This is a genomic window from Mycobacterium sp. PSTR-4-N (genome assembly GCF_022348085.1).
GTDB lineage: Bacteria > Actinomycetota > Actinomycetes > Mycobacteriales > Mycobacteriaceae > Mycobacterium.
Window position 1 is genome coordinate 33,979 of the sequence record NZ_JAKRFN010000025.1, and the last position, 18,103, is coordinate 52,081.

The 18,103-nt window shown below is 68.1% G+C and carries 18 protein-coding genes; 7 read left to right on the forward strand and 11 right to left on the reverse strand.

The features are described from left to right. Positions 1-46: 46 nt before the first annotated feature. On the reverse strand, positions 47-2,380 hold the full coding sequence (locus MHN84_RS25200; protein ID WP_241207250.1) for a LuxR C-terminal-related transcriptional regulator: 2,334 nt from the start codon (positions 2,378-2,380) through the stop codon (positions 47-49). Between the two features lie 174 nt (positions 2,381-2,554). On the opposite strand from MHN84_RS25200, the gene MHN84_RS25205 reads away from it, so the two are divergent. The 3 genes from MHN84_RS25205 to MHN84_RS25215 are packed head-to-tail and all read left to right on the forward strand — an operon-like array spanning position 2,555 to position 4,841. After that, positions 2,555-3,316, forward strand: coding sequence for an SDR family NAD(P)-dependent oxidoreductase (locus MHN84_RS25205; protein WP_241207251.1), 762 nt, complete (start codon positions 2,555-2,557; stop codon positions 3,314-3,316). Between the two features lie 26 nt (positions 3,317-3,342). After that, positions 3,343-3,972, forward strand: a complete 630-nt coding sequence (locus MHN84_RS25210) for an NAD(P)H-dependent oxidoreductase (RefSeq protein ID WP_241207252.1) — start codon at positions 3,343-3,345, stop codon at positions 3,970-3,972. Then, entirely contained in the window at positions 3,969-4,841 is an 873-nt protein-coding gene (locus tag MHN84_RS25215) for an NAD(P)-binding domain-containing protein (protein ID WP_241207253.1), read from the forward strand. Before MHN84_RS25210 ends, MHN84_RS25215 begins: the two co-directional genes overlap by 4 nt. 58 nt (positions 4,842-4,899) lie before the next feature. Here MHN84_RS25215 and MHN84_RS25220 read toward each other — a convergent pair whose 3' ends face one another. The 9 genes from MHN84_RS25220 to MHN84_RS25260 all read right to left on the reverse strand — a co-directional run bounded on the left by MHN84_RS25220 (position 4,900) and on the right by MHN84_RS25260 (position 14,090). Then, positions 4,900-6,624, reverse strand: a complete 1,725-nt coding sequence (locus tag MHN84_RS25220; RefSeq protein ID WP_241207254.1) for an AMP-binding protein — start codon at positions 6,622-6,624, stop codon at positions 4,900-4,902. 16 nt (positions 6,625-6,640) lie between these two features. Next, positions 6,641-7,906, reverse strand: coding sequence for an NAD(P)/FAD-dependent oxidoreductase (locus tag MHN84_RS25225; RefSeq protein ID WP_241207255.1), 1,266 nt, complete (start codon positions 7,904-7,906; stop codon positions 6,641-6,643). Next, positions 7,903-9,234 (reverse strand): NAD(P)/FAD-dependent oxidoreductase, encoded by a 1,332-nt coding sequence (locus tag MHN84_RS25230; RefSeq protein ID WP_241207256.1) that lies wholly within the window; start codon positions 9,232-9,234, stop codon positions 7,903-7,905. The genes MHN84_RS25225 and MHN84_RS25230 overlap by 4 nt, the downstream gene beginning before the upstream one ends. Further along, positions 9,231-10,088, reverse strand: a complete 858-nt coding sequence (locus MHN84_RS25235; RefSeq protein ID WP_241207257.1) for an amidohydrolase family protein — start codon at positions 10,086-10,088, stop codon at positions 9,231-9,233. The genes MHN84_RS25230 and MHN84_RS25235 overlap by 4 nt, the downstream gene beginning before the upstream one ends. Positions 10,089-10,219: 131 nt before the next feature. After that, the gene (locus MHN84_RS25240; protein WP_241207258.1) at positions 10,220-11,677 is read right to left on the reverse strand and encodes an APC family permease; all 1,458 of its coding nucleotides are present in this window, start codon (positions 11,675-11,677) and stop codon (positions 10,220-10,222) included. Between the two features lie 181 nt (positions 11,678-11,858). Next, positions 11,859-12,227: a nuclear transport factor 2 family protein gene (locus MHN84_RS25245; RefSeq protein ID WP_241207259.1), complete on the reverse strand. Its 369-nt coding sequence runs from the start codon at positions 12,225-12,227 to the stop codon at positions 11,859-11,861. Continuing rightward, positions 12,224-12,616, reverse strand: a complete 393-nt coding sequence (locus MHN84_RS25250) for a nuclear transport factor 2 family protein (RefSeq protein WP_241207260.1) — start codon at positions 12,614-12,616, stop codon at positions 12,224-12,226. Before MHN84_RS25250 ends, MHN84_RS25245 begins: the two co-directional genes overlap by 4 nt. A gap of 71 nt (positions 12,617-12,687) precedes the next feature. Continuing rightward, complete coding sequence (locus MHN84_RS25255) at positions 12,688-13,527, reverse strand: SDR family oxidoreductase (protein WP_241207261.1); 840 nt, start codon at positions 13,525-13,527, stop codon at positions 12,688-12,690. Positions 13,528-13,589: 62 nt separating this feature from the next. Further along, positions 13,590-14,090: a DUF6328 family protein gene (locus MHN84_RS25260; protein WP_241207262.1), complete on the reverse strand. Its 501-nt coding sequence runs from the start codon at positions 14,088-14,090 to the stop codon at positions 13,590-13,592. 73 nt (positions 14,091-14,163) lie between these two features. Between MHN84_RS25260 and MHN84_RS25265 the strand changes: the two genes are divergently transcribed. Both MHN84_RS25265 and MHN84_RS25270 read left to right on the forward strand, forming a co-directional pair. After that, positions 14,164-14,439 carry a DUF4235 domain-containing protein gene (locus tag MHN84_RS25265; RefSeq protein WP_241207263.1) on the forward strand — a complete coding sequence of 92 codons (276 nt, stop codon included), beginning with the start codon at positions 14,164-14,166 and terminating at the stop codon, positions 14,437-14,439. A gap of 70 nt (positions 14,440-14,509) precedes the next feature. Next, positions 14,510-14,749 (forward strand): hypothetical protein, encoded by a 240-nt coding sequence (locus MHN84_RS25270; RefSeq protein ID WP_241207264.1) that lies wholly within the window; start codon positions 14,510-14,512, stop codon positions 14,747-14,749. Positions 14,750-14,773: 24 nt separating this feature from the next. Here MHN84_RS25270 and MHN84_RS25275 read toward each other — a convergent pair whose 3' ends face one another. Further along, positions 14,774-15,646, reverse strand: a complete 873-nt coding sequence (locus MHN84_RS25275; protein ID WP_241207265.1) for an alpha/beta fold hydrolase — start codon at positions 15,644-15,646, stop codon at positions 14,774-14,776. Positions 15,647-15,683: 37 nt separating this feature from the next. On the opposite strand from MHN84_RS25275, the gene MHN84_RS25280 reads away from it, so the two are divergent. Both MHN84_RS25280 and MHN84_RS25285 read left to right on the forward strand, forming a co-directional pair. Beyond that, positions 15,684-17,555 carry a propionyl-CoA synthetase gene (locus MHN84_RS25280; protein WP_241207266.1) on the forward strand — a complete coding sequence of 624 codons (1,872 nt, stop codon included), beginning with the start codon at positions 15,684-15,686 and terminating at the stop codon, positions 17,553-17,555. A gap of 74 nt (positions 17,556-17,629) precedes the next feature. Further along, complete coding sequence (locus MHN84_RS25285) at positions 17,630-18,097, forward strand: DUF4383 domain-containing protein (protein WP_241207267.1); 468 nt, start codon at positions 17,630-17,632, stop codon at positions 18,095-18,097. Positions 18,098-18,103 lie beyond the last annotated feature (6 nt).

The following is an 18,103-nucleotide window of genomic DNA, read 5'->3' on the forward strand; positions in this document are numbered from 1 at the left end:
CCTCTCTCACGGTCGCGCGGCCGGCTGTCACGGCACACGGTGGAAACTACCTGTTTCTGCCCCGTTCATCGCCCACGGCCTGCGCCTCGGTGAACCACGACGCGATCTGAGCGCGAGTCCGGAACCCCAGCTTGGTGAGGATGCGCTCGACGTGACCTTCGGCAGTGCGCAACGAAACCACCAGTTTGGCCGCGATCTCCTTGTTGGACAGACCCTCGGCCACCAGCCCGGCCACCTCGCGCTCGCGGCGGGTGAGCTGATCGAGGGTGTGGCTTGCGGTGGTCGTCGTCGCATCGTCGGGCCGCTCGTCGAGCGCATAGACGACGACGTCGTCGAGGCTCAGGTCGCTCCCCCGACGCCGGGCATCGTCGAACGCGCCGTCTCCGAGGTCGGAGGGTTCCGCCAGGAGGTGGCGCACCCGCCATCCGTGCATGAGTTTCTCGGTCGCGCTGATCGACTTCCAGGCCACCTCGGTGCCGCCCAGGATCGTCGCCGCGCGTTCCCCCTCCCCCGATGCGGCCAAGCTCCACGCCAGCGCCTCGAGGGTGAGGATCAGACCCAGGTTGTCCCGAAAGGTCCGCTGGATCGTCACGGACTCGGCCAACAACGCAGCGGCCTGACGCGCGTCCCCCCGGATCAACGCGAGCAACCCGCGTAGCCACAGCGCGTATCCCAGATGCGAGCGTTCCCCCGCTGCCGAGCACCGCTGGTGCAGCTCGTCGACCAACGCCGCCGCACCGTCGAGCTCATCGACGCGCAGATGGGCGACGGCGAGCTCCACCATGGCCGCGTCGTGGTACTGGACGGCGGTCCCGCTGTCGACGTGCTGCTGCAACGCATCGGTGAGCAGCGGGATCGCGTCGCGAACGGCGTCACCGCTGGCCAGGGACTGCCGGAAACCGATCACGTGGTTGGCGAACGCCAACGCCCGGGTGTCGCCCAGGACCGCGGCGAGGTCGCGCGCCTGCTCCGGGAGAGTGTCCAGCACGTCGGATTCGCCGAGGAACGCAGCGATGTATCCGCGCGCGGCGAGCCCCCACGCGCGATCCGGGGTCGGTTCGGTGGCCAGCTCCAGCGCGCGATCCAACCACAGCGTGGCCTCGTGCATGTGCGAGGTCGCCGACCAGAACCACGTCTGCCCCGCGATCCTGATCGCAGTGGCCGCCCGCTCCGGGGAGGACACGCAATACTCCAGCGCGGCACGCAGATTCGCGTGATCGAGGTGCATCAGCTCGGCCCACTCCTCCTGCCGGGGCCCGATCCACTCGTCGGTCACCCGATCGGCGAGCTGTGCGTACCACCGACAGTGGCGCTGCGCCAGTAGTTCATCCTCGGTTGATTCCCGAAGCCGGACCCGCCCGTACGCACGCAGCGTCTCGAGCATCCGGTAGCGCGCTCGCCCGCCGCTGTCGTCGCGCACGATGATCGACTTCTCGACCAGGCCCGCGAGGACGTCGACCAGTTCGTCGGCGGGCAGCCGGTCGTCGGCGCACACCGCGGCCAACGCATCGAATGCGAAACTGCCCGCGAACACCGACGACCGGATCCACAGCAGCCGCTCGGACTCCGTACACAGATCGAAGCTCCAGTCGACCAGATTCTGCAGAGTCCGGTGTCGCTCGGGCATGTTGCGGTTGCCCGCCCGCAGGACGTGGAATCGATCGTCGAGCCGATCCGCGAGTTCTGTCACCGACAGCACATTCAGCCGCACGGCGGCCAGCTCGATGGCCAACGGGATGCCCTCGAGGCGACTGCTCAAGCGCGCCACCGCCATCTCGTTGTCCGGTGTCACCTCGAATTCGGGCACGATGGCCGCGGTGCGTTCGGTCAACAGCCGCACCGCCGGGTAGTGGCTGACCGCGCCGGGCAGCACCGACCCGTCCGGGTCGGGTGTCGGCAGCGGCGCGACGTGGTGAACGTGCTCCCCGGTGACCCGCAGCGGTTGTCTGCTGGTGGCGAGGATGCGCAGCTCCGGTGCCATCTGGAGCAACTCTGTGGTGAGCGCAGCGGCGTCCTCCACGACATGCTCGCAGTTGTCGAGGATCAGCAGCATCCGTCGGCGTCGCAGAAAGCCGCGTAGCGAGTTCACCGCATCCTCTCTGCGGAGCTCGCGGACCTCCAGGGCATCGAGCACCGCCTGCCGCAGCAGGCGCCCTTCGGACAGCGTCGAGAACTCGACGACGTACACCCCGTCGGGGAACGCCCTCTGCAGTTCTTTGGCGAGTTGCAGCGCGAGCCGGGTCTTGCCCACCCCGCCGATTCCGGTGAGGGTGACCAGCCGCGTGGACGAAAAGAGCTGGCGCACAACGAGGATGTCTTCGCGCCGACCGACGAAGCTCGCGATGTCGGCGGGCAACGACGTTGCCGACTCAGAAGGCATACCTGTTCCTCACCACATCATCGTCGGCAGCGAGCCGATCTGGAGAGAATAACGGCCGAAGGGGCTCGAGGGCGTTTCCCCCATCTGGGCGTACTTGTCGGCGACGAGGTCCGTCCGCAGCGTCGGGCGGTGCACAGTCGCATCTCGAACACCCGCACCCACAGGGAGGACGCCATGTCAGGAGTACTGACCGGAAAGCGCGCGCTCGTCACCGGAGCGGCCACCGGCTTCGGCCGCGCCACCGCCGAACTCTTCGCCCGCCAGGGTGCCCACGTCGTCGGCATGGACCTGCGTTTCGACGGGGAACTCGACGGCGTGAAACCGTTCCAGGGCGACGTGACACAAGACGAGGACGTCACGGCAGCAGTGCAGGCCGCAGCCGGTGACGACGGGCTCGACATCCTGGTGGCCAATGCCGGGGTGATCCTCATCGACGACCTGCGCACCGCCAAGGCCGAGGACTGGGCGCGTGTCTTCGACGTCAACGTCCTGGGCATGCTGCGGGCTTTCCAGGCGGCCGCGCTGAACATGATCGACACCGGCCGCAAGGGCAAGCTGCTCGCCACCGCGTCGGTGTCGGCGACACGCCCCTACGCCGAGGGCGGCTCCTACTGCGCGAGCAAGGCCGCTGTGCACTCGCTGGTGAAGTCGGCCGCGCTCGCCTTCGCCGGTGACGGAATCACCGTCAACGCCATCGATCCCGGGCCGGCCGACACCGCGCTGTACCGCAACGCCATGGCGAAACTGTCGCAGACCGATTACGCCTCCGGCACCAGTGTCGAGGAGCACAAGGCCGAGTCTGCGTCGCATGTGCCGCTCAAGCGGTTGGCCGACGTCGACGACATCGCCCAGCTCTACCTCTTCCTGGCCTCGGACGCCAGCCGCTACATGACCGGTGCGACGATCGCCATCGACGGTGGACTCGCTCTGGTCTGACGGACGAACGTAGGCAGGAGACCAGCATGGCGCACGGCGGTGGACACACCCTGGTGGTCGTGGCGCATCCCGACCCGACGTCGTTGAGCCATCACGTGGCCAACGCCGTGGCGGCCGCCGCCGCGCAGCGGGGTACATCGGAGATCGCCGATCTGGCGTGGGAGGGCTTCGATCCGCGATGGACCGCCGCCGACCGCGCCGCCTACCAGGGGACGGGCCCGGTCCCGGCCGACGCCGTCGCCGAACAGGTTCGGGTCGACAGGGCCACCGACCTGGTACTGGTCTTCCCGGTCTACTGGTGGTCGATGCCCGCGTTGCTCAAGGGCTGGATCGACCGCGTGTTCGTCAACGGCTGGGCTTTCGGCTACACCTCCACCGGCGATGTCGAGCCGGCGTTGCAGTGGCTCACCATCCACGTGCTGCCCGTCGCGGCCAGCAGCGCCGGTGTGTACGACCGGCACGGTTACGAGAAAGCCCTGCGGGCGCAGATCGAGCACGGGCTCATCGATTTCTGCGGAGCAGTCCGGGGCGCGATGACGTTCATCCACGACTCGGAAGACCCCTCGGACTCCGCCCCCGGAATCGAGGCCGCGATGGACGCCGTGGGTGCCGCGCTGAGCCGTTCCCTCCCTCCTGACCAGGAAGCACTGACATGACCGAGAACAAACGATCCGCGACCTTCGACGTCCTGATCGTCGGCTGCGGGTTCATGGGCTCTGCGCTCGCCCGTACGCTCGCCGAGCAGGGCTTGCGGGTGGCGGCCTGGAACCGGACTTTCACCAAAGCGGAGGCGCTGAGCCACTACGGCGTGACCCCGGTGCGTGACATCGACGGCGCTGTCCGAGAATCCGACATCGTCGTGGCGATCACCGCCACCTACGAGCACGTCTACGCGGCGATCGGTGACGTCACCTCCTGGGACGGCCACCTCCTGGTGAACCTCACCAGCGGTCGGCCCGACGAGAGCGATGCGTTCGCCGACTGGGCCGCCCAGCACGGCGTGGACGTCCTCGACGGCTCGATCCTGAACTATCCGCGCCAGGTCGGTACCGCTGAGGCCTACTTCATGTATTCCGGGCCGCCGGCCGCGTGGCAGCGCGCCGAACCGATGCTGACGCTGCTCGGGCCGTCTCACTACATCCCCGGTGCGCAGTGTGTGAGTTCTGAACTGCTGCAGGGGTTGTGCGCGTTCCTCATCCCGGCTCTCAGCAGCTTCGTCGAGGCGGCCACCTATCTGCAGCGGCGCAAGGTGCCGACGGAGCAGCTGCTGCACGCCGCCGGCTATCTGGCGGAGTCCTTGCAGCGCACGCTGCCCGAAGTGGTCGAGGCGCTCGACACCGGTGACCTCGCGAGCGATCAGGCCAGCCTGGAGACCTTCGCCGAATCCGTCGAGGGCTCGCTGGCCGCGTTCGCAGCCGAGGGACTCAACGGCCGGATCCTGCGCGCCACCGGAGAGGCTCTGGACGCTGCGCGCGCCAAGGGTCTCGGTGAACTGAGCCTGTACGCCCAGACCACCGTGATGTGATGGGCGCCAACGAATAAATCCCCGGCTCCTGAGCCGGGGATTCTTTCGTGTGCCTCGACTACGTCGGGGGTGCACCGGTCACGTCGGCGAGGATCATCTGCCGGAGCTTGTACTTCTCGATCTTGTTCGTCGGGGTGCGCGGAACGTCGCTGACCACGCGGATGTGTTTCGGCCGCATGAACTTCGGCATGGTCTGCACGGCGAACGTGTGCAAGTCCTCGGCGCTGACGGTGGCGCCGCCGAGCGGAACCACGAACGCGCAGATGTCGTCCTCGTCCCCTTCGGCACTGGCGATGCCGAAGGCCGCGGTCATCTGCACGTGCGGATGCTGGTTGAGCTGATCCTCGACCTGGGACGAGGTGAGGTTCTCCCCGCGTACCCGGATGCGATCGCCGAGCCGGTCCACGTAGTCGTACATGCCGTCCGACGAGAGCACTGCGGCGTCGCCGGTGTGGAACCACAGGTTGCGCCACGCCGACACCGTGGCCGGCGCCTTGCCGAGATACTCGGTGAACAGTACGCCCGGCACCCGGGGACGTACCGCGAGCTGCCCGGGGACGCCCACCGGGCACGGCTGGTCCTGCTCGTCGAGCACCGCGACCTCCATGAACGGCACCGGTCGGCCCATCACCCCCTTACGCGCCGCGGCACCTGCGGAAAGAGTGGCGACGCCGGCATCTGCTGCGCGCGAGAGGATCTCGGCATGTGACAGCCCGCGATACAGATGCGCCGGGGTGCCCTCGTCCTGCGCGGTCTCTTCGATGATGAGCCCGATGGGACACCCCGACTCCGTCTGTCCGAAGCCGGTCGAGACGATGTCGATGCCGAATCGCTGTGCGAATTCCCGATGCCGTGCCGGCAGCGGCTGCATGTTCACCTTGTTCAGGGTGTTCGCCGCGTCGTCCTCGCGCGGCGGCACCTTCAACAGCCACGGGATCATCACGTCCAGAAGCGCTGCCACGGACGCGCCGCGGGACGCGATACGAGACCAGAACTCGTTGGGAGAGAACCGGTCCCACACCGCGACTTCACAGCCGACCCAGGCCGCGCGCGACACGTGCGAGATCGCACCGCCCACGTGATACAGCGGGAGATCGCAGTAAATGACGTCGTCGGGTGACAGCAGCATGCGGTGGTAGAAGGTGTAGCTCGCCAACCACCGGTGAGGCAGGACCACGCCCTTGGCAGGGCCCGTGGTTCCACTGGTGTAGAACACGCTGGCCGGATCGTCGAACGCCAGCTCCACCTGAGGCCGGGGGCAGGGGCGATTCAGCTCAGCCCATTCCAGCGGGGTGAACGGGGCCACCGCCCCGGGCGCGCCGCCGGCCGTCGGGTCGTACACGGCGACGACCGGATGGTGGCTGACCTGATCGGCGACCTCGTTCACCGCAGCGATCAGCGTGGTGTCGGTGACCAGCAGCCGGGCGGCAGTGTCGTCGATCTGGTAGGCCAGCAACCGCCCGCGGAAGCTGTAGTTGACCGGCGCGTAGACGGCGCCGAGCTTCCATGCCGCGAACATGACCGCTGCGCAGAGCAGGGAGTTGGTCGACAGCACGCTCACGCGGTCACCCTTGGCGATCCCGAAGCGGTGCAGGTTGCCCGCGAGAGTGTCTGTCCACGAACCGAATTCAGCGAAGCTGTACTCGCGATCGGTTTCCCCGTAGTAGAGGAACGTCCGATCGGGTGTCTCGTGCGTCCAGCGGTCGAGCTGCTCGACGACGTTGTCGCCCTGAGCCGTCAGCATCGCCGTCAGATCCTCGTGGCTTCTCAGCGTTTCGGACACGATCGTCTCCTCCCATTCACCGCAGTGATTCGCGCCGCTGCAACACTTCGTCGGCGGCACGCTCGCCGGAGCGCATCGCGCCGTCGATCGCGGTCGCCCACATGTTGGCCGTGTGTTCCCCGCAGAAGTGGACAGGCCCCACGGCTGCGGCCAGGAGCGCCTGCAACCGGATGCGATCGCCGAAGAGCATCGACACCACCCCGCCGGCGTATTCGTCCTGCGTCCAGTCCTTCAGGATTCCGCTCAACCGGCGGGCGGGAACTCCCGATGCCGTCCTGACGAGACCGTCGAGGGCCTGCAGAGCCTGTTCCTCGTCGTGCGACGTTCCGTCCCCGCGGTCGGGGACGAACCCCAGCACCACGATGCTGTCGTGCGGGCCGACCGCTCTCGTCCACAGCGCGGTCACGCGATCGTCGCCCAGAGCTGTTCTCGGTAGTCGGGCGGCGATCGCCGCGCCATCGCTGTACTGCCCGATCACCTTCGCGCCCTGCGACATCGGCGTGGACAGCAGCGCGTTCGCCTTCCACTCCGGCAGTACCGGATCGAACCCGATGGCCATCGTCGGAGTGACGGGGGTGGCGACCACCACGTCGTCGGCGGCGAAGGTGTCGCTGTCGGTCTCCACCACGACGCCGCGCTGCGTGCGACGGATCAGCCGCACCGGCTGCTCGAGCCGGATGTCGAGGCCCTCGGCCATCGCCCTGGTGACCGAATCGGTGCCATCGGCCAGCATCCAGACCACGCGTCCGGTGGTCGGCGGGTGGATCTCCCCCATCGGGACCAGCGCCGGATGGCTGACGGGGTTGTATCCCGTCACCCCCGCCAGCGCGGTGCGCGCGCACTGCGACACGCCGCTGCGGCGGGTCCACGCCAACACCGGCTCGGTCGGCTCCGGGGGCGTGCGCGTCAGCGCGTCGCTCACCTCCTGGGCGATGCGCTGCGCCGCGATGTCGTCGACGCGCGCACCGTCGAGCACCATCGGATTGCGGACATGGCTGGCCGCGGTGTACGAGCCGCCCGGCTCGGCCGGAAAGAGCGCGAACTGCGAGGTCAGCTCGATGCCCAGCTCTGCACAGACGGCGAGGATCTTGTCCTGCCCCAGGTCGATCAACGATCCGCCGAGATCGGCGGGCTGGCCGTAGCACAGGCGCGTGCGGTCGGTCCGCGTGCGTCCACCGACGTGCGGATTGGCTTCGAGGACGGTGACGTCCTCGCCCCGGGACACGAGCACCCGGGCCGCTTCCAAGCCGGCCGGCCCGGCTCCGACGACGATCGTGGTCATGCCCTCACCAACTTCAGGTTGCAGTCGTCGGCGCTGAACCGCACCGGATGACGGAGGACCTCGCGGGCGGCGCGCTGACCCGAACGCACCGCGCCTTCGAGGGTGTCGCAGAACATCTCGTCGGTGTGCGCGCCGGCGAAATGCACCCGTCGCTCCGCGGCGGCGAGCAGCGCGACGTGGCTGCCCCGCAACGCGATCGGCGGCGCTCCACCCATTCCGAGGAAGCGCTCGTCGGCGCTCCAGTTCTTGACGCAGCCACCGACACGGGTCACGCCGTGGCCGACGATGGTCTCCAGTAGCACGTCCAACTCCTCGAGAGCGGCGTCACCCTGCTCGACCTGCGCCCGCCCGGTGCCGCAGACGAGTGCACGCACGACGGCGGGACCAGCGGTGTCCGCGCCACTGAGCCAGGCGCGACTGATCGGGCCGTCGGTGCAGACCCCGTGTGCCAGGGCCCCGCGCACCGCAGCACCGTCGCGGTAGTGCGCGACCACGGTGCTGCCCTGTGACCGCGGCGTCGACACGGCCGCCAGCAGCGTGGCCGGCGGTAGCGGCGGGTCGAAACCGATGGCGCCCAAGACGAACGGCGACACCGCCACCACCGCCTGCTTGGCCGACAGGGTGTCCCCGTCGTCGAGCGTCACGGTGATGCGGCCGCGACGCTGTCGGATCACCGTCACCGGCGCGCCGAGGCGCACGTCTTCGTCGCGAGCCAACGCGTCGGTGAGGCGCTGCGTGCCACCGCGGATCGTCCGTCGCGCACCGGGGCTGTCCTCGATGAGTACGTGTGCATCGGTCTGGGCCGGATCACGCTGTGCCCGCGCGCGAGTCGCCGTGCTGAGCACGGCGCGTGCGTAGTCGGACAACGCTGCCCGGCGGAGCCATTGAGCGACGGTTTCGTGCGCGGCGGGCGGGAGCCCCCGCAGGGCCGTCGTCGCCTCCCGCCGGATCGAGGCGAGCTGAGCCCCGGCCACGACGTGTCCTCCCACGACCACGGTGTGGGTGTCCAGGAGGCTCTCGATCGCGGTCATCGGTGCGCCGTCGCGTGGGGCCGGCTCGGACAGTTCGACGCCGAGGTCGGCGCACAGCGCCGTGACGGCGGCATCGCTCGCGCTGATCGACTCGGCGCCGAGCTCACCGTACTTCGCGGTGTCCAATCCCTCTGTGCACGTGTGGATTCTGCCGCCCGGACGGTCACCCGCCTCCAGCACGACGGTGCGCATGCCCGCGCGTCCCAGCATGTGGGCTGTGGTCAGGCCGGCGAGGCCGGCGCCGACCACGATGACCGGTTCGCGATCGACCTCGCGCACCACCACGTCGTCGCTCATGACAGCCTCGTCCCCCACATCGTGTCCAGCAGTCGAGCCGCGTTCCCGCGGGTGTACTTGGCCAGGGAATCCTCACTGAGGCCCAGCATGGACGCCTCCGTGAGGAGCCGGTCGTGGCGCATCATCGGCCAGTCGCTGGCGAGCAGCACCTGATCGGACACCATCGTGTTCATCCAGTGCGCCACCGGCTCCCATCCGCCTGCGGAACCGACCATGCGCTTCGGGGCGATGGCACCGAAGTCGGCGTACACGTTGGGGTGCTTCCACAGCACCGCGAGCATCTCGGTCACCCAGGGCCAGCCACCGTGATTGGCCACCAGCACCAGATCGGGGTAATCGCAGGCGAGGGTGCACAACCCCAGCGGACGGCCGTATTCGATCGACCCGGTGGGGCTGAAGTTGACCCCGGTGTGGACGGTCACCGGATGCCCGTCGGCCTGGCAGTACGCGAAGAGTTCGGCGCAACGCGGATCGGTCATCGCCATCTTGAGGAACCCGGGCTGAAAGTTCCAGCCCCGCAGACCCAGATCGTCGTGTGCGTGGCGCAGGATCTCCAGCGCGTTCGGCAGCCGCGGATCCGTGGTCGCGATCCCAGCGACCAGCCGGTCGGGATGGCTCCGCACGGCGTCGGCGACGAGCTCGTTCACCGCGACGGGATCGTCTTCCTCCCACTCCGCCTGCATCACCGCCTGACCGTCGTGCGTCTGGAGGGCGTGGATCAACGTCGAGATCCCCCGGTCGGCCGCGAATCTCGACTTATAGACGCGGGCGTAGTGCTCGTCGCGGGCGGGAACCTCGATACTATCCTCGATGCCGGCGGGTCGGACTCTGAAGTCGATGAACGACGAACTCACGGTGATTCCTCTGAAGTGGTTGTACTCGAACGGATTCGACGTCAGTGGCCAGAGCGTCGAGACGACTATGCGCCCCGACTCGGCCCGTCGGTGACCTCGTGCGCAGAACTACCCCCGACCGGGGGAAGGGCCTACTGGCGGCCGATGCGCGCGTAAGCGGCAGGGCGCCTGCGCTTGAGGATCATCGCCCAGCACGCGCCCAGCGCGAGCGCGCCCGCCAACGACACGAACATCAGGGTGATCGCCCACGGGCCGCCCGTCACCAGCATCTCGATGTGCTGGGTCGCCAGGAACAGCGTGCCGCCCAGCCCCAGCAGCGCGAGCACCGGCGCCACCATCCGGTGCCAGACTGTGGTCCCGTGCGGCTTGTCGCGACGCATGAACACGATCACCGCGAGCGTGGTGAGAATGAGCAGTGAGACGAACGCGTAGCCGAAGGCGCCGGAGAACGGCGCGTACACCAGCAGCGGGTCGACGTGGTTGACGATCAGCAGCATCATCGCGACCAGGACGACGCCGGACAGCACCAGCGAAGCACGATGCGGCGAGCCGTGTTTGGCGTGCGTTGCGCCGAGCCGCGGCGAGATGATGCCGTCGACGCCGAGGTTGAACAAGTAGCGGGACAGCACGTTGTGCAGAGCCAGCGCCGAGGCGAATCCGCTGGTGCACAGCAGCACGGTGACGATGTCGCGGGCGGTCTTACCGGCGAACTGCTCGACGGTCGCCATGACGGCGCCGCTGGGATCGGCCGACGTCGCCGCGACCGCATCGGCGGCGCCTAGAGCCTGGATGATGGCCCAGCAGGAGAATGCGTAACCGGTGGCGATGAATGCGATGAAGCCGAACGACGCGCGCCGGATCGTGGTGTCGGGATTCTTCACCTCGTCGCGGAAGATCACCGTGGACTCGAAACCCGTGAAGCACAGCATCGCGAACAGCAGGCCGATCCCGACGTCTCCGGAGAACACATTGTGCGGTAGCAACGAGTCGGCCGACAGCCCGTTCGCTCCACCGCGGAAGACCACCGCCGCGTTGTAAACAACGATCATCACCGCCTCGAGCGACATGCAGACCGTCAGGGTGCGGGCAGAGAACTCGAGGTTGAAGTACCCGAGCACGGAAACGACCACGAACATGCCCAGCGTCCACACCCACCAGCTGATGTCGGGACCACCCAGGGTGTCCCGCAGGAACGCCTGGAAGAACGTGCCCTCCAGCGGATAGCTCCCGACGTAGAGGACGGCGTAGCCGAGGATGGCCACCAGCGCAGCCCCCAAGCCCATTTCGCGCCCTAGGCCCTTGGTGACGAACGAGTAGAAGCCGCCAGGATTGTCGACGTGGCGCGACATCTTGACGAAGCCGACGGCGAACAGAGCGACGATGACACCGGCGGCCAGATACATGACCGGTGCGCCGAGCCCGTTGCCGTAGCCGATAACCACGGGCAGGAATGCGACGACCGCGATGATCGGGCCGTTGAAGGCCAGCACGGTGAACAGCAGCTTGAAGGTGTTCATGTCGCCGCGCAGACGGTGACCACCGTGCGCGCTCGTCGATACCGCCTGATGTGGGGGGTCAGCTACGGTCATTGCTCTCATTCCTCGATCCGGGTCGGCCGCCGGCTGCCACACGGATCGACCGTGCACACGGGCGGGAACTCAGATTCTGTGATGTGGCCAGTGTCACATGCCTAGCCATGGGTGAAAGCACACCCGACTGGGGGATGCGTAACACCCAAGGTGCACAGCTGCTTTCGCACGCTGCCTGCTTCTAGCTTCGGCGCTTCATCGGCTGCAGATACTCGTACCACCGCACGACCAGCCCGTCCCGGCACTCCACGATCGTGCAGTTGCGTAAGCCCACGGTGGAACCGTCGAGCAGCGTGACCACTTCATCGAGCTCCACCGCCGCCCGGTCGCCGTCCCCGATCGAGCCGAGGACCACGTACTCCAACGCCGCGAACTCTGTACCGCAGATGGTCCCGAGGTATTCGGCCACCGCCGGACCGTGCACTGTCCCGCTGACGTAGGGCTCGTACATCGTCGCGTCGGTGGCGAACAACTGGCGCATGGTCGCCACGTCCGCGTTCGCCTGCGCGTTCTTGACTGCGAGGAACAGGTCGTACGCGCTCCTCGTCACGGCTTGCGATTCTTCAGCGGCTGGATGTAGTCCCACAACCGGCTCAATCGTCCGTCCGTCAGCGTCACCCAGGTGGTGCCCTCCACGGTCGCCGACCGATTTCCGGTGTGGATCGTCTGCGTCCATTCGACAGCTGCGGTGTCCCCGTCGGCGAGAGCTCGGACGACCTCGATCGAGGACCGGTCGAAATCCCGCCCGAGCATGCCCCCGATATGCTCGGCGATTGCAGTAGAGCCGCGCAGTGTTCCGACGAATGTGTCGTACCACAGTGCGTTCTCAGTGAAGCAGTCCAGCGCCCGGGCGCGGTCGCCGGCCAGCATGCTGTCCATCGCGCGCTTCCAAACCTGCAGAACAGGACTACCGGGAGCAAACCAGTCGGTCTGTGACATGGATGCATGATCAGGTGCGCCGAGGCATTGTCGCCGGGCCCCCGCGGAACAACGGCCCGACTGGGGGAGCCTCAGCCAGGAAGGGTTTCACCGCCGATCGGGGCCAGCACTTCACCGCTGTAGTACGACGACAACCGGCCCGCGGCGAAGAACACGTACGACGGCGCGATCTCGTCGGGTTGGGCCGCTCGCCCCATCGGCACGTGCTCACCGAACGACTCGGTCTTCTCGGCCGGCATCGTCGCCGGAATCAGCGGGGTCCACACCGGCCCGGGCGCAACGCAATTCACCCGGATGTTGCGCTGGGCGAGCGACTGGGCCAGCGAGTAGGTCAGGGCGATCACCGCGCCCTTGGTCGCCGAATAGTCGATGAGCGACTTGTTGCCACGCAGCCCGTTGATCGATCCGGTGTTGATGATCGCCGACCCGTCCGGCAGATGCGCCAGCGCGGCTTTCGTGACGTGGAAGAAGCTGTCGATGTTGACCGAGAAGGTCCGCCGCCATTGCTCGTCGCTGATCTCGGTCAGATCGGACACCGGCGACTGGAACGCCACGTTGTTGACGACGATGTCCAGTCCGCCGAGCTGTTGAACCGTCTCGTCGACCACGGACCGGCAGTGCGCGGCGTCGGCCAGGTCACCGGGCAGATGGACCGCCCGCCTGCCGGCCGCCTCGACCAGCGACACGGTGTGTGCAGCGTCGTCGCGTTCGTCGAGGTAGGCGATCGCGACATCGGCACCCTCCTTGGCGAAGGCCACCGCGACCGCCCGTCCGATACCGGAGTCACCCCCGGTGATCAGCGCCCGCTTGCCCTCGAGCAGTCCGGTGCCGACGTAGTCGGCCATCTCGTCGCGTGGCTTGTCGGCCATATCGGCTGTCTGGCCGGGATAGGGAATCACACCGTCTGGCATGGGACCTCCTGAAGCTCGTCGGCTGTCAGGGCGTCGTCGTACCCCGGGAAGGGGTGGCGAAACTACGGGTCCGTGCGGCGAAGGGCGAGGGGTAGCACCACCCAGAACGAGGCGAACACCACCAGCGCGGCCGGCCCGGCGATCAGCGCCGCGGTCAGGCCGGCGACGGCGTCGAAGATGATGACCGTCATCCCGGTGACCGCGACACCGAGGAGCAACAGACCGGCGTAGGCACACCGGTGCGCTGCCTTGACCAACGTCCCGAGACGATGGCGTCGGAACAGCAGTCGATGCATGCCGACCGGGGCGATCAGCAGTGCCATGGAGAGCACCGCCGCGCTCACCGTCGCCAGATAGACCACCTGCATCTTCTGGCCCAGCATCGTGAACCGCTGCTGGAACGGCAGCGTCAGCAGGAACCCGGTGAGCAGCTGCACCCCGGTCTGCACCACCCGCAGCTCCTGCAGAAGGCTGGTCCAATTGCGGTCCAGCCGTTCGGTTTCCGTTTCGTTCCGGGCGCTCCGGTCCCATCCTCCGTCGCCGTCGAGGGGATGCGCGTTCACGGGTCGATCTTCGCATCCGCCCCTTCCCGTCGCACAGAGTTTGGTAACGGCGGGCTCGGGTAATCAGCGGGCCATGAGCAGGCTGTCCAGGAAGTTGTACACCCCGCTGTCGGTCGCCACCGGTGTCGGTGGCGGCCTGCTTGCCGGGCAGATCTTCGGTCAGATCTGGAAGCGGGTCGGACAGAACGATCCCGAACCCCCGGACCCCAAAGACCTCAGCTACTCGACGAAGTCGGTGTTGATCGCCGGCGCGATGCAAGGGCTGATCGTCGGCCTGGTGCGGGCCAGCCTGCAGCGGGCCAGCGCTCACGGTTATCAAGCGCTCACGAACGAACCCCCGCCTGGCTGAGCAGTGAACTCATAGCTTTTCCACAGCTCTCGATGGGCATGTTCTTAATCGCTCGTCGGACCGTGGAGACATGTCTCGCTCGATCGACACCCGGCTGCTCGGGTGCGCAGCTGTCCTCGCGCTACCCGCAAGCCTCGCGGTGATGCTGATGGCGACGCCGGGCGCGGTCTCGCCGCTTCTGTACTGGACGGTGTCAGGAATCGCGCTGGCCATCGCTTTGGCCGTGCTCGTCGCCGGCGAATGCGCGTGGGAGAACACCGTCGCCGAAGCCCAGGCCGCCGGCTTGGTGGCCAGCGAACCCGGACACTAGGCCCGGATCACGTCGCAGACGGGATCAGCGGGCCGGGATCTCGTCGGCGAGCGCGATCAGCCTGGCGCGGACCAACTCGGGCTGCTCGTCGAGGATGAAGTGGCCGCCGTCGACGAGCTCCAGCGTGTAGTCGTCGGCGCGGGCGGTCTCGGCCGCGGCCAGCGACGGATGGATCGCGAGATCCTTGCGGGCGAACAGCGCCCGGGTGGGCACGGTCGACCACCGCCGCTCGGGGTTGCGCGCACTTTCGCGGGCCTCCCGCAGCAGGAACGTCCGATAGGTGTCGCGCGCGGTGCGGGCGACCATCGGGTCCCGGAACGCGTCGGCGTAGACCTTCGCCGTCTGCCGGTCGAGATTCGGCGCGGCCGACCGGAAGATCACCCGCTCCAGATACGGTGTGCGCCGTTGCAGCGGCGCTCCGATCGTGGCCACGAACGGCTGGTAGAGCAGGAACCGCCACAGGTGCGGGGCGAGGGCTTTCGCCGAGATCCACGGGTGCGGGATGTTGAGCACCAGATAGCCGTCGATCCGCTCGGGCACCCGCAGCGCCAGCAGATGGCCGATGAATCCGCCCCAGTCGTGACCGACGAGCAGCACGTGCTCCAGACCCATTGCGTCCATCAGCGCCACCAGGTCACTGACCACGTCCTCTTTGGCCCATTTGTGCGGTGCCGGGCCCGACCAGCCGTAGCCCGGTAGGTCGGGGGCGATGATCCGCAGCCCGGGCAGCGGATCGGCCAGCAGGTCGCGATACGCCCAGTGGTGTTGAGGCCAGCCGTGCAGCGCCAGCACCGGCCTGCCGTCCTCGGGTCCGGCCTCGGTCACGTGGAAGCGGACACCTCGCGCGGTCACGTGACTGCGGCGGACCCCTCCGATCGGCGGGGGTTGGTTCGTCATGCCCCTGAGACTAACGGGGAGGGTTTACGGTGCTGATATGCCCGGGTACCGCGACCTGTTCGACGCCAGCATCTCCGACCCCGAAGCGTTCTGGGCCGACGCGGCCACCGCTGTCACCTGGACCCGCGCGCCTCAGCGCATCCTCGACGACAGCCGGCCGCCGTTCTACCGGTGGTTCCCCGACGCCGAACTCAACACCTGCGCCAACGCCCTCGACCGACACGTCGAGGCCGGCCGCGGTGAGCAGGCCGCGCTGATCTACGACTCCGCGGTGACCGACACCCAGCGCACCTACACCTATCGCGAATTGACGGACGAGACTGCGCGATTCGCGGGCGCGCTGCGCGATCTCGGCGTCGGCCGCGGTGACCGGGTGATCATCTACATGCCGATGATCCCCGAGGCCGTCATCGCGATGCTGGCCTGCGCGCGACTGGGCGCGGTGCACTCGGTGGTCTTCGGCGGCTTCGCACCCCACGAACTGGCGGTCCGTATCGACGACGTGCAACCGGCGGTGATCGTCTCGGCGTCCTGCGGGATCGAGCCCACCCGCGTCGTCGAGTACAAACCCATGCTCGACGCCGCGATCGGGATGACCAGCCACCCACCACGCCATTGTGTTGTGGTGCAACGGGATCGGCATCGCTGCGAGCTCATCGAAGGCCGCGATCTGGACTGGGCCGACGTGATGGCCGCGGCGAGTCCCGTCGACCCGGTCCCCGTCGCCGCCACCGATCCGCTCTACGTGCTCTACACCTCGGGCACCACAGGCAAACCCAAAGGCATCGTGCGCGACAACGGTGGCCACGCCGTCGCGCTGCTGTGGAGCATGAAGCACATCTACGACATCGCCCCCGGCGACGTGTTCTGGGCGGCCTCGGACGTGGGCTGGGTGGTCGGCCACTCCTACATCGTCTACGCCCCACTGCTTCTCGGCGCGACGACCATGCTCTACGAGGGCAAGCCTGTCGGCACCCCCGACCCGGGCGCGTTCTGGCGGGTGATCTCCGAGCACGGCGTCAAAGCACTGTTCACCGCGCCCACCGCGATCCGCGCCATCCGCAAGGAGGACCCCGAGGGCACGCATGTGGGCAGATACGACCTCTCGTCGCTGCAGTACCTGTTCCTGGCCGGCGAGCGCCTCGACCCCGACACCTACCACTGGGCCGCCGACAAACTCGGCGTCCCGGTGATCGACCACTGGTGGCAGACCGAGACCGGCTGGCCGATCGCGGCGAATCCCATGGGAACGCAAGCTCTTCCGATCAAAGCGGGATCACCGACGGTGCCGATGCCGGGCTTCGACGTGCACATCCTGCGCGAGGACGGCAGCGACTGCGACCCCGAGCAGGAAGGCGCCATCTGCATCCGCCTGCCGCTGCCGCCGGGGACCCTGCCGACGCTGTGGCACGCCGATGAGCGCTATCAGCAGTCCTACCTGTCCGAATATCCCGGCTACTACCTGACCGGCGACGGCGGCCACTTCGACACCGACGGCTACCTGTTCGTGATGGGACGGATCGACGACGTGATCAACGTCGCCGGGCACCGGCTGTCGACCGGCGCGATCGAAGAGGTGCTGGCGACCCACCCCGCCGTCGCCGAGTGCGCGGTCATCGGGGTGCCCGACGAGATCAAGGGGCAGGCGCCGCGCGGACTGGTGGTCGTCAAAGCCGGCGCCGCCACCGACGGTCTGGCCGATGAGCTGGTCCAACTGGTGCGCGACGAGATCGGGGCCGTCGCCGCGTTCCGGCTCGTCGACGTGGTCCCCGCTCTGCCGAAGACGCGGTCGGGCAAGATCCTGCGCAAGACCATGCGGGGGTTGGCCACCGGCCGGGACGAACCGGTGCCGTCGACCATCGAGGACCCGGCCGTCCTGGACAAGCTCGGGCCGATCCTGCGCCCCTGAGGGGTGTTAACCCCGCGGCGGGCGGGGTACCTCTTCGGCACGCACGTCAATATGACGCGCTGAAGGAGGACGGGATGGCGGACAGCCCGAAATACATGGCCGTGCAGGGCGCAGCGCTGATCGTCGCGGTCGCGCTGACGGTCATCGGAGTCCTCGGTTTCGTCCCCGGTGTGACCTCCGGGCTCGATCGGCTGAGCTGGGCGGGCCAGCACTCCGGCGCCCTGCTGTTCGGCATGTTCGTGGTCTCGGTGCTGCTCAACGTCGTGCACATCGTGGTGGGCGTCGCGGGATTCGCGGGCGCACGCAGCTACGCCGCCGCGCGCGCCTACCTGCTCGGCGGCGGACTCATCTATCTGAGCCTGTGGCTCTACGGGATTTTCGTCGAACACGGCAGCAACGCCCACGTCATCCCGCTCAACGGCGCAGACAACTGGCTGCACGCCGGCATCGGGGCGGTGATGGTGCTGCTGGCGGTCACGCTCGCCGGCCAGCACGACCCCACCAAGCGACGCTCGCGGGTTCGCCGCGCCGCCAGCCACTGAGCCACG

Excerpts from the sequence above, each read along its gene's own strand:
- MHN84_RS25210 (WP_241207252.1), top strand. The coding sequence starts at position 3,343 with ATGGCGCACGGCGGTGGACACACCCTGGTGGTCGTGGCGCATCCCGAC.
- MHN84_RS25200 (WP_241207250.1), bottom strand. The coding sequence starts at position 2,380 with ATGCCTTCTGAGTCGGCAACGTCGTTGCCCGCCGACATCGCGAGCTTC.
- MHN84_RS25270 (WP_241207264.1), top strand. The coding sequence starts at position 14,510 with ATGTCTCGCTCGATCGACACCCGGCTGCTCGGGTGCGCAGCTGTCCTC.
- MHN84_RS25240 (WP_241207258.1), bottom strand. The coding sequence starts at position 11,677 with ATGACCGTAGCTGACCCCCCACATCAGGCGGTATCGACGAGCGCGCAC.
- MHN84_RS25205 (WP_241207251.1), top strand. The coding sequence starts at position 2,555 with ATGTCAGGAGTACTGACCGGAAAGCGCGCGCTCGTCACCGGAGCGGCC.
- MHN84_RS25265 (WP_241207263.1), top strand. The coding sequence starts at position 14,164 with ATGAGCAGGCTGTCCAGGAAGTTGTACACCCCGCTGTCGGTCGCCACC.
- MHN84_RS25230 (WP_241207256.1), bottom strand. The coding sequence starts at position 9,234 with ATGAGCGACGACGTGGTGGTGCGCGAGGTCGATCGCGAACCGGTCATC.
- MHN84_RS25215 (WP_241207253.1), top strand. The coding sequence starts at position 3,969 with ATGACCGAGAACAAACGATCCGCGACCTTCGACGTCCTGATCGTCGGC.
- MHN84_RS25280 (WP_241207266.1), top strand. The coding sequence starts at position 15,684 with ATGCCCGGGTACCGCGACCTGTTCGACGCCAGCATCTCCGACCCCGAA.
- MHN84_RS25225 (WP_241207255.1), bottom strand. The coding sequence starts at position 7,906 with ATGACCACGATCGTCGTCGGAGCCGGGCCGGCCGGCTTGGAAGCGGCC.
- MHN84_RS25250 (WP_241207260.1), bottom strand. The coding sequence starts at position 12,616 with ATGTCACAGACCGACTGGTTTGCTCCCGGTAGTCCTGTTCTGCAGGTT.
- MHN84_RS25285 (WP_241207267.1), top strand. The coding sequence starts at position 17,630 with ATGGCGGACAGCCCGAAATACATGGCCGTGCAGGGCGCAGCGCTGATC.
- MHN84_RS25255 (WP_241207261.1), bottom strand. The coding sequence starts at position 13,527 with ATGCCAGACGGTGTGATTCCCTATCCCGGCCAGACAGCCGATATGGCC.
- MHN84_RS25275 (WP_241207265.1), bottom strand. The coding sequence starts at position 15,646 with ATGACGAACCAACCCCCGCCGATCGGAGGGGTCCGCCGCAGTCACGTG.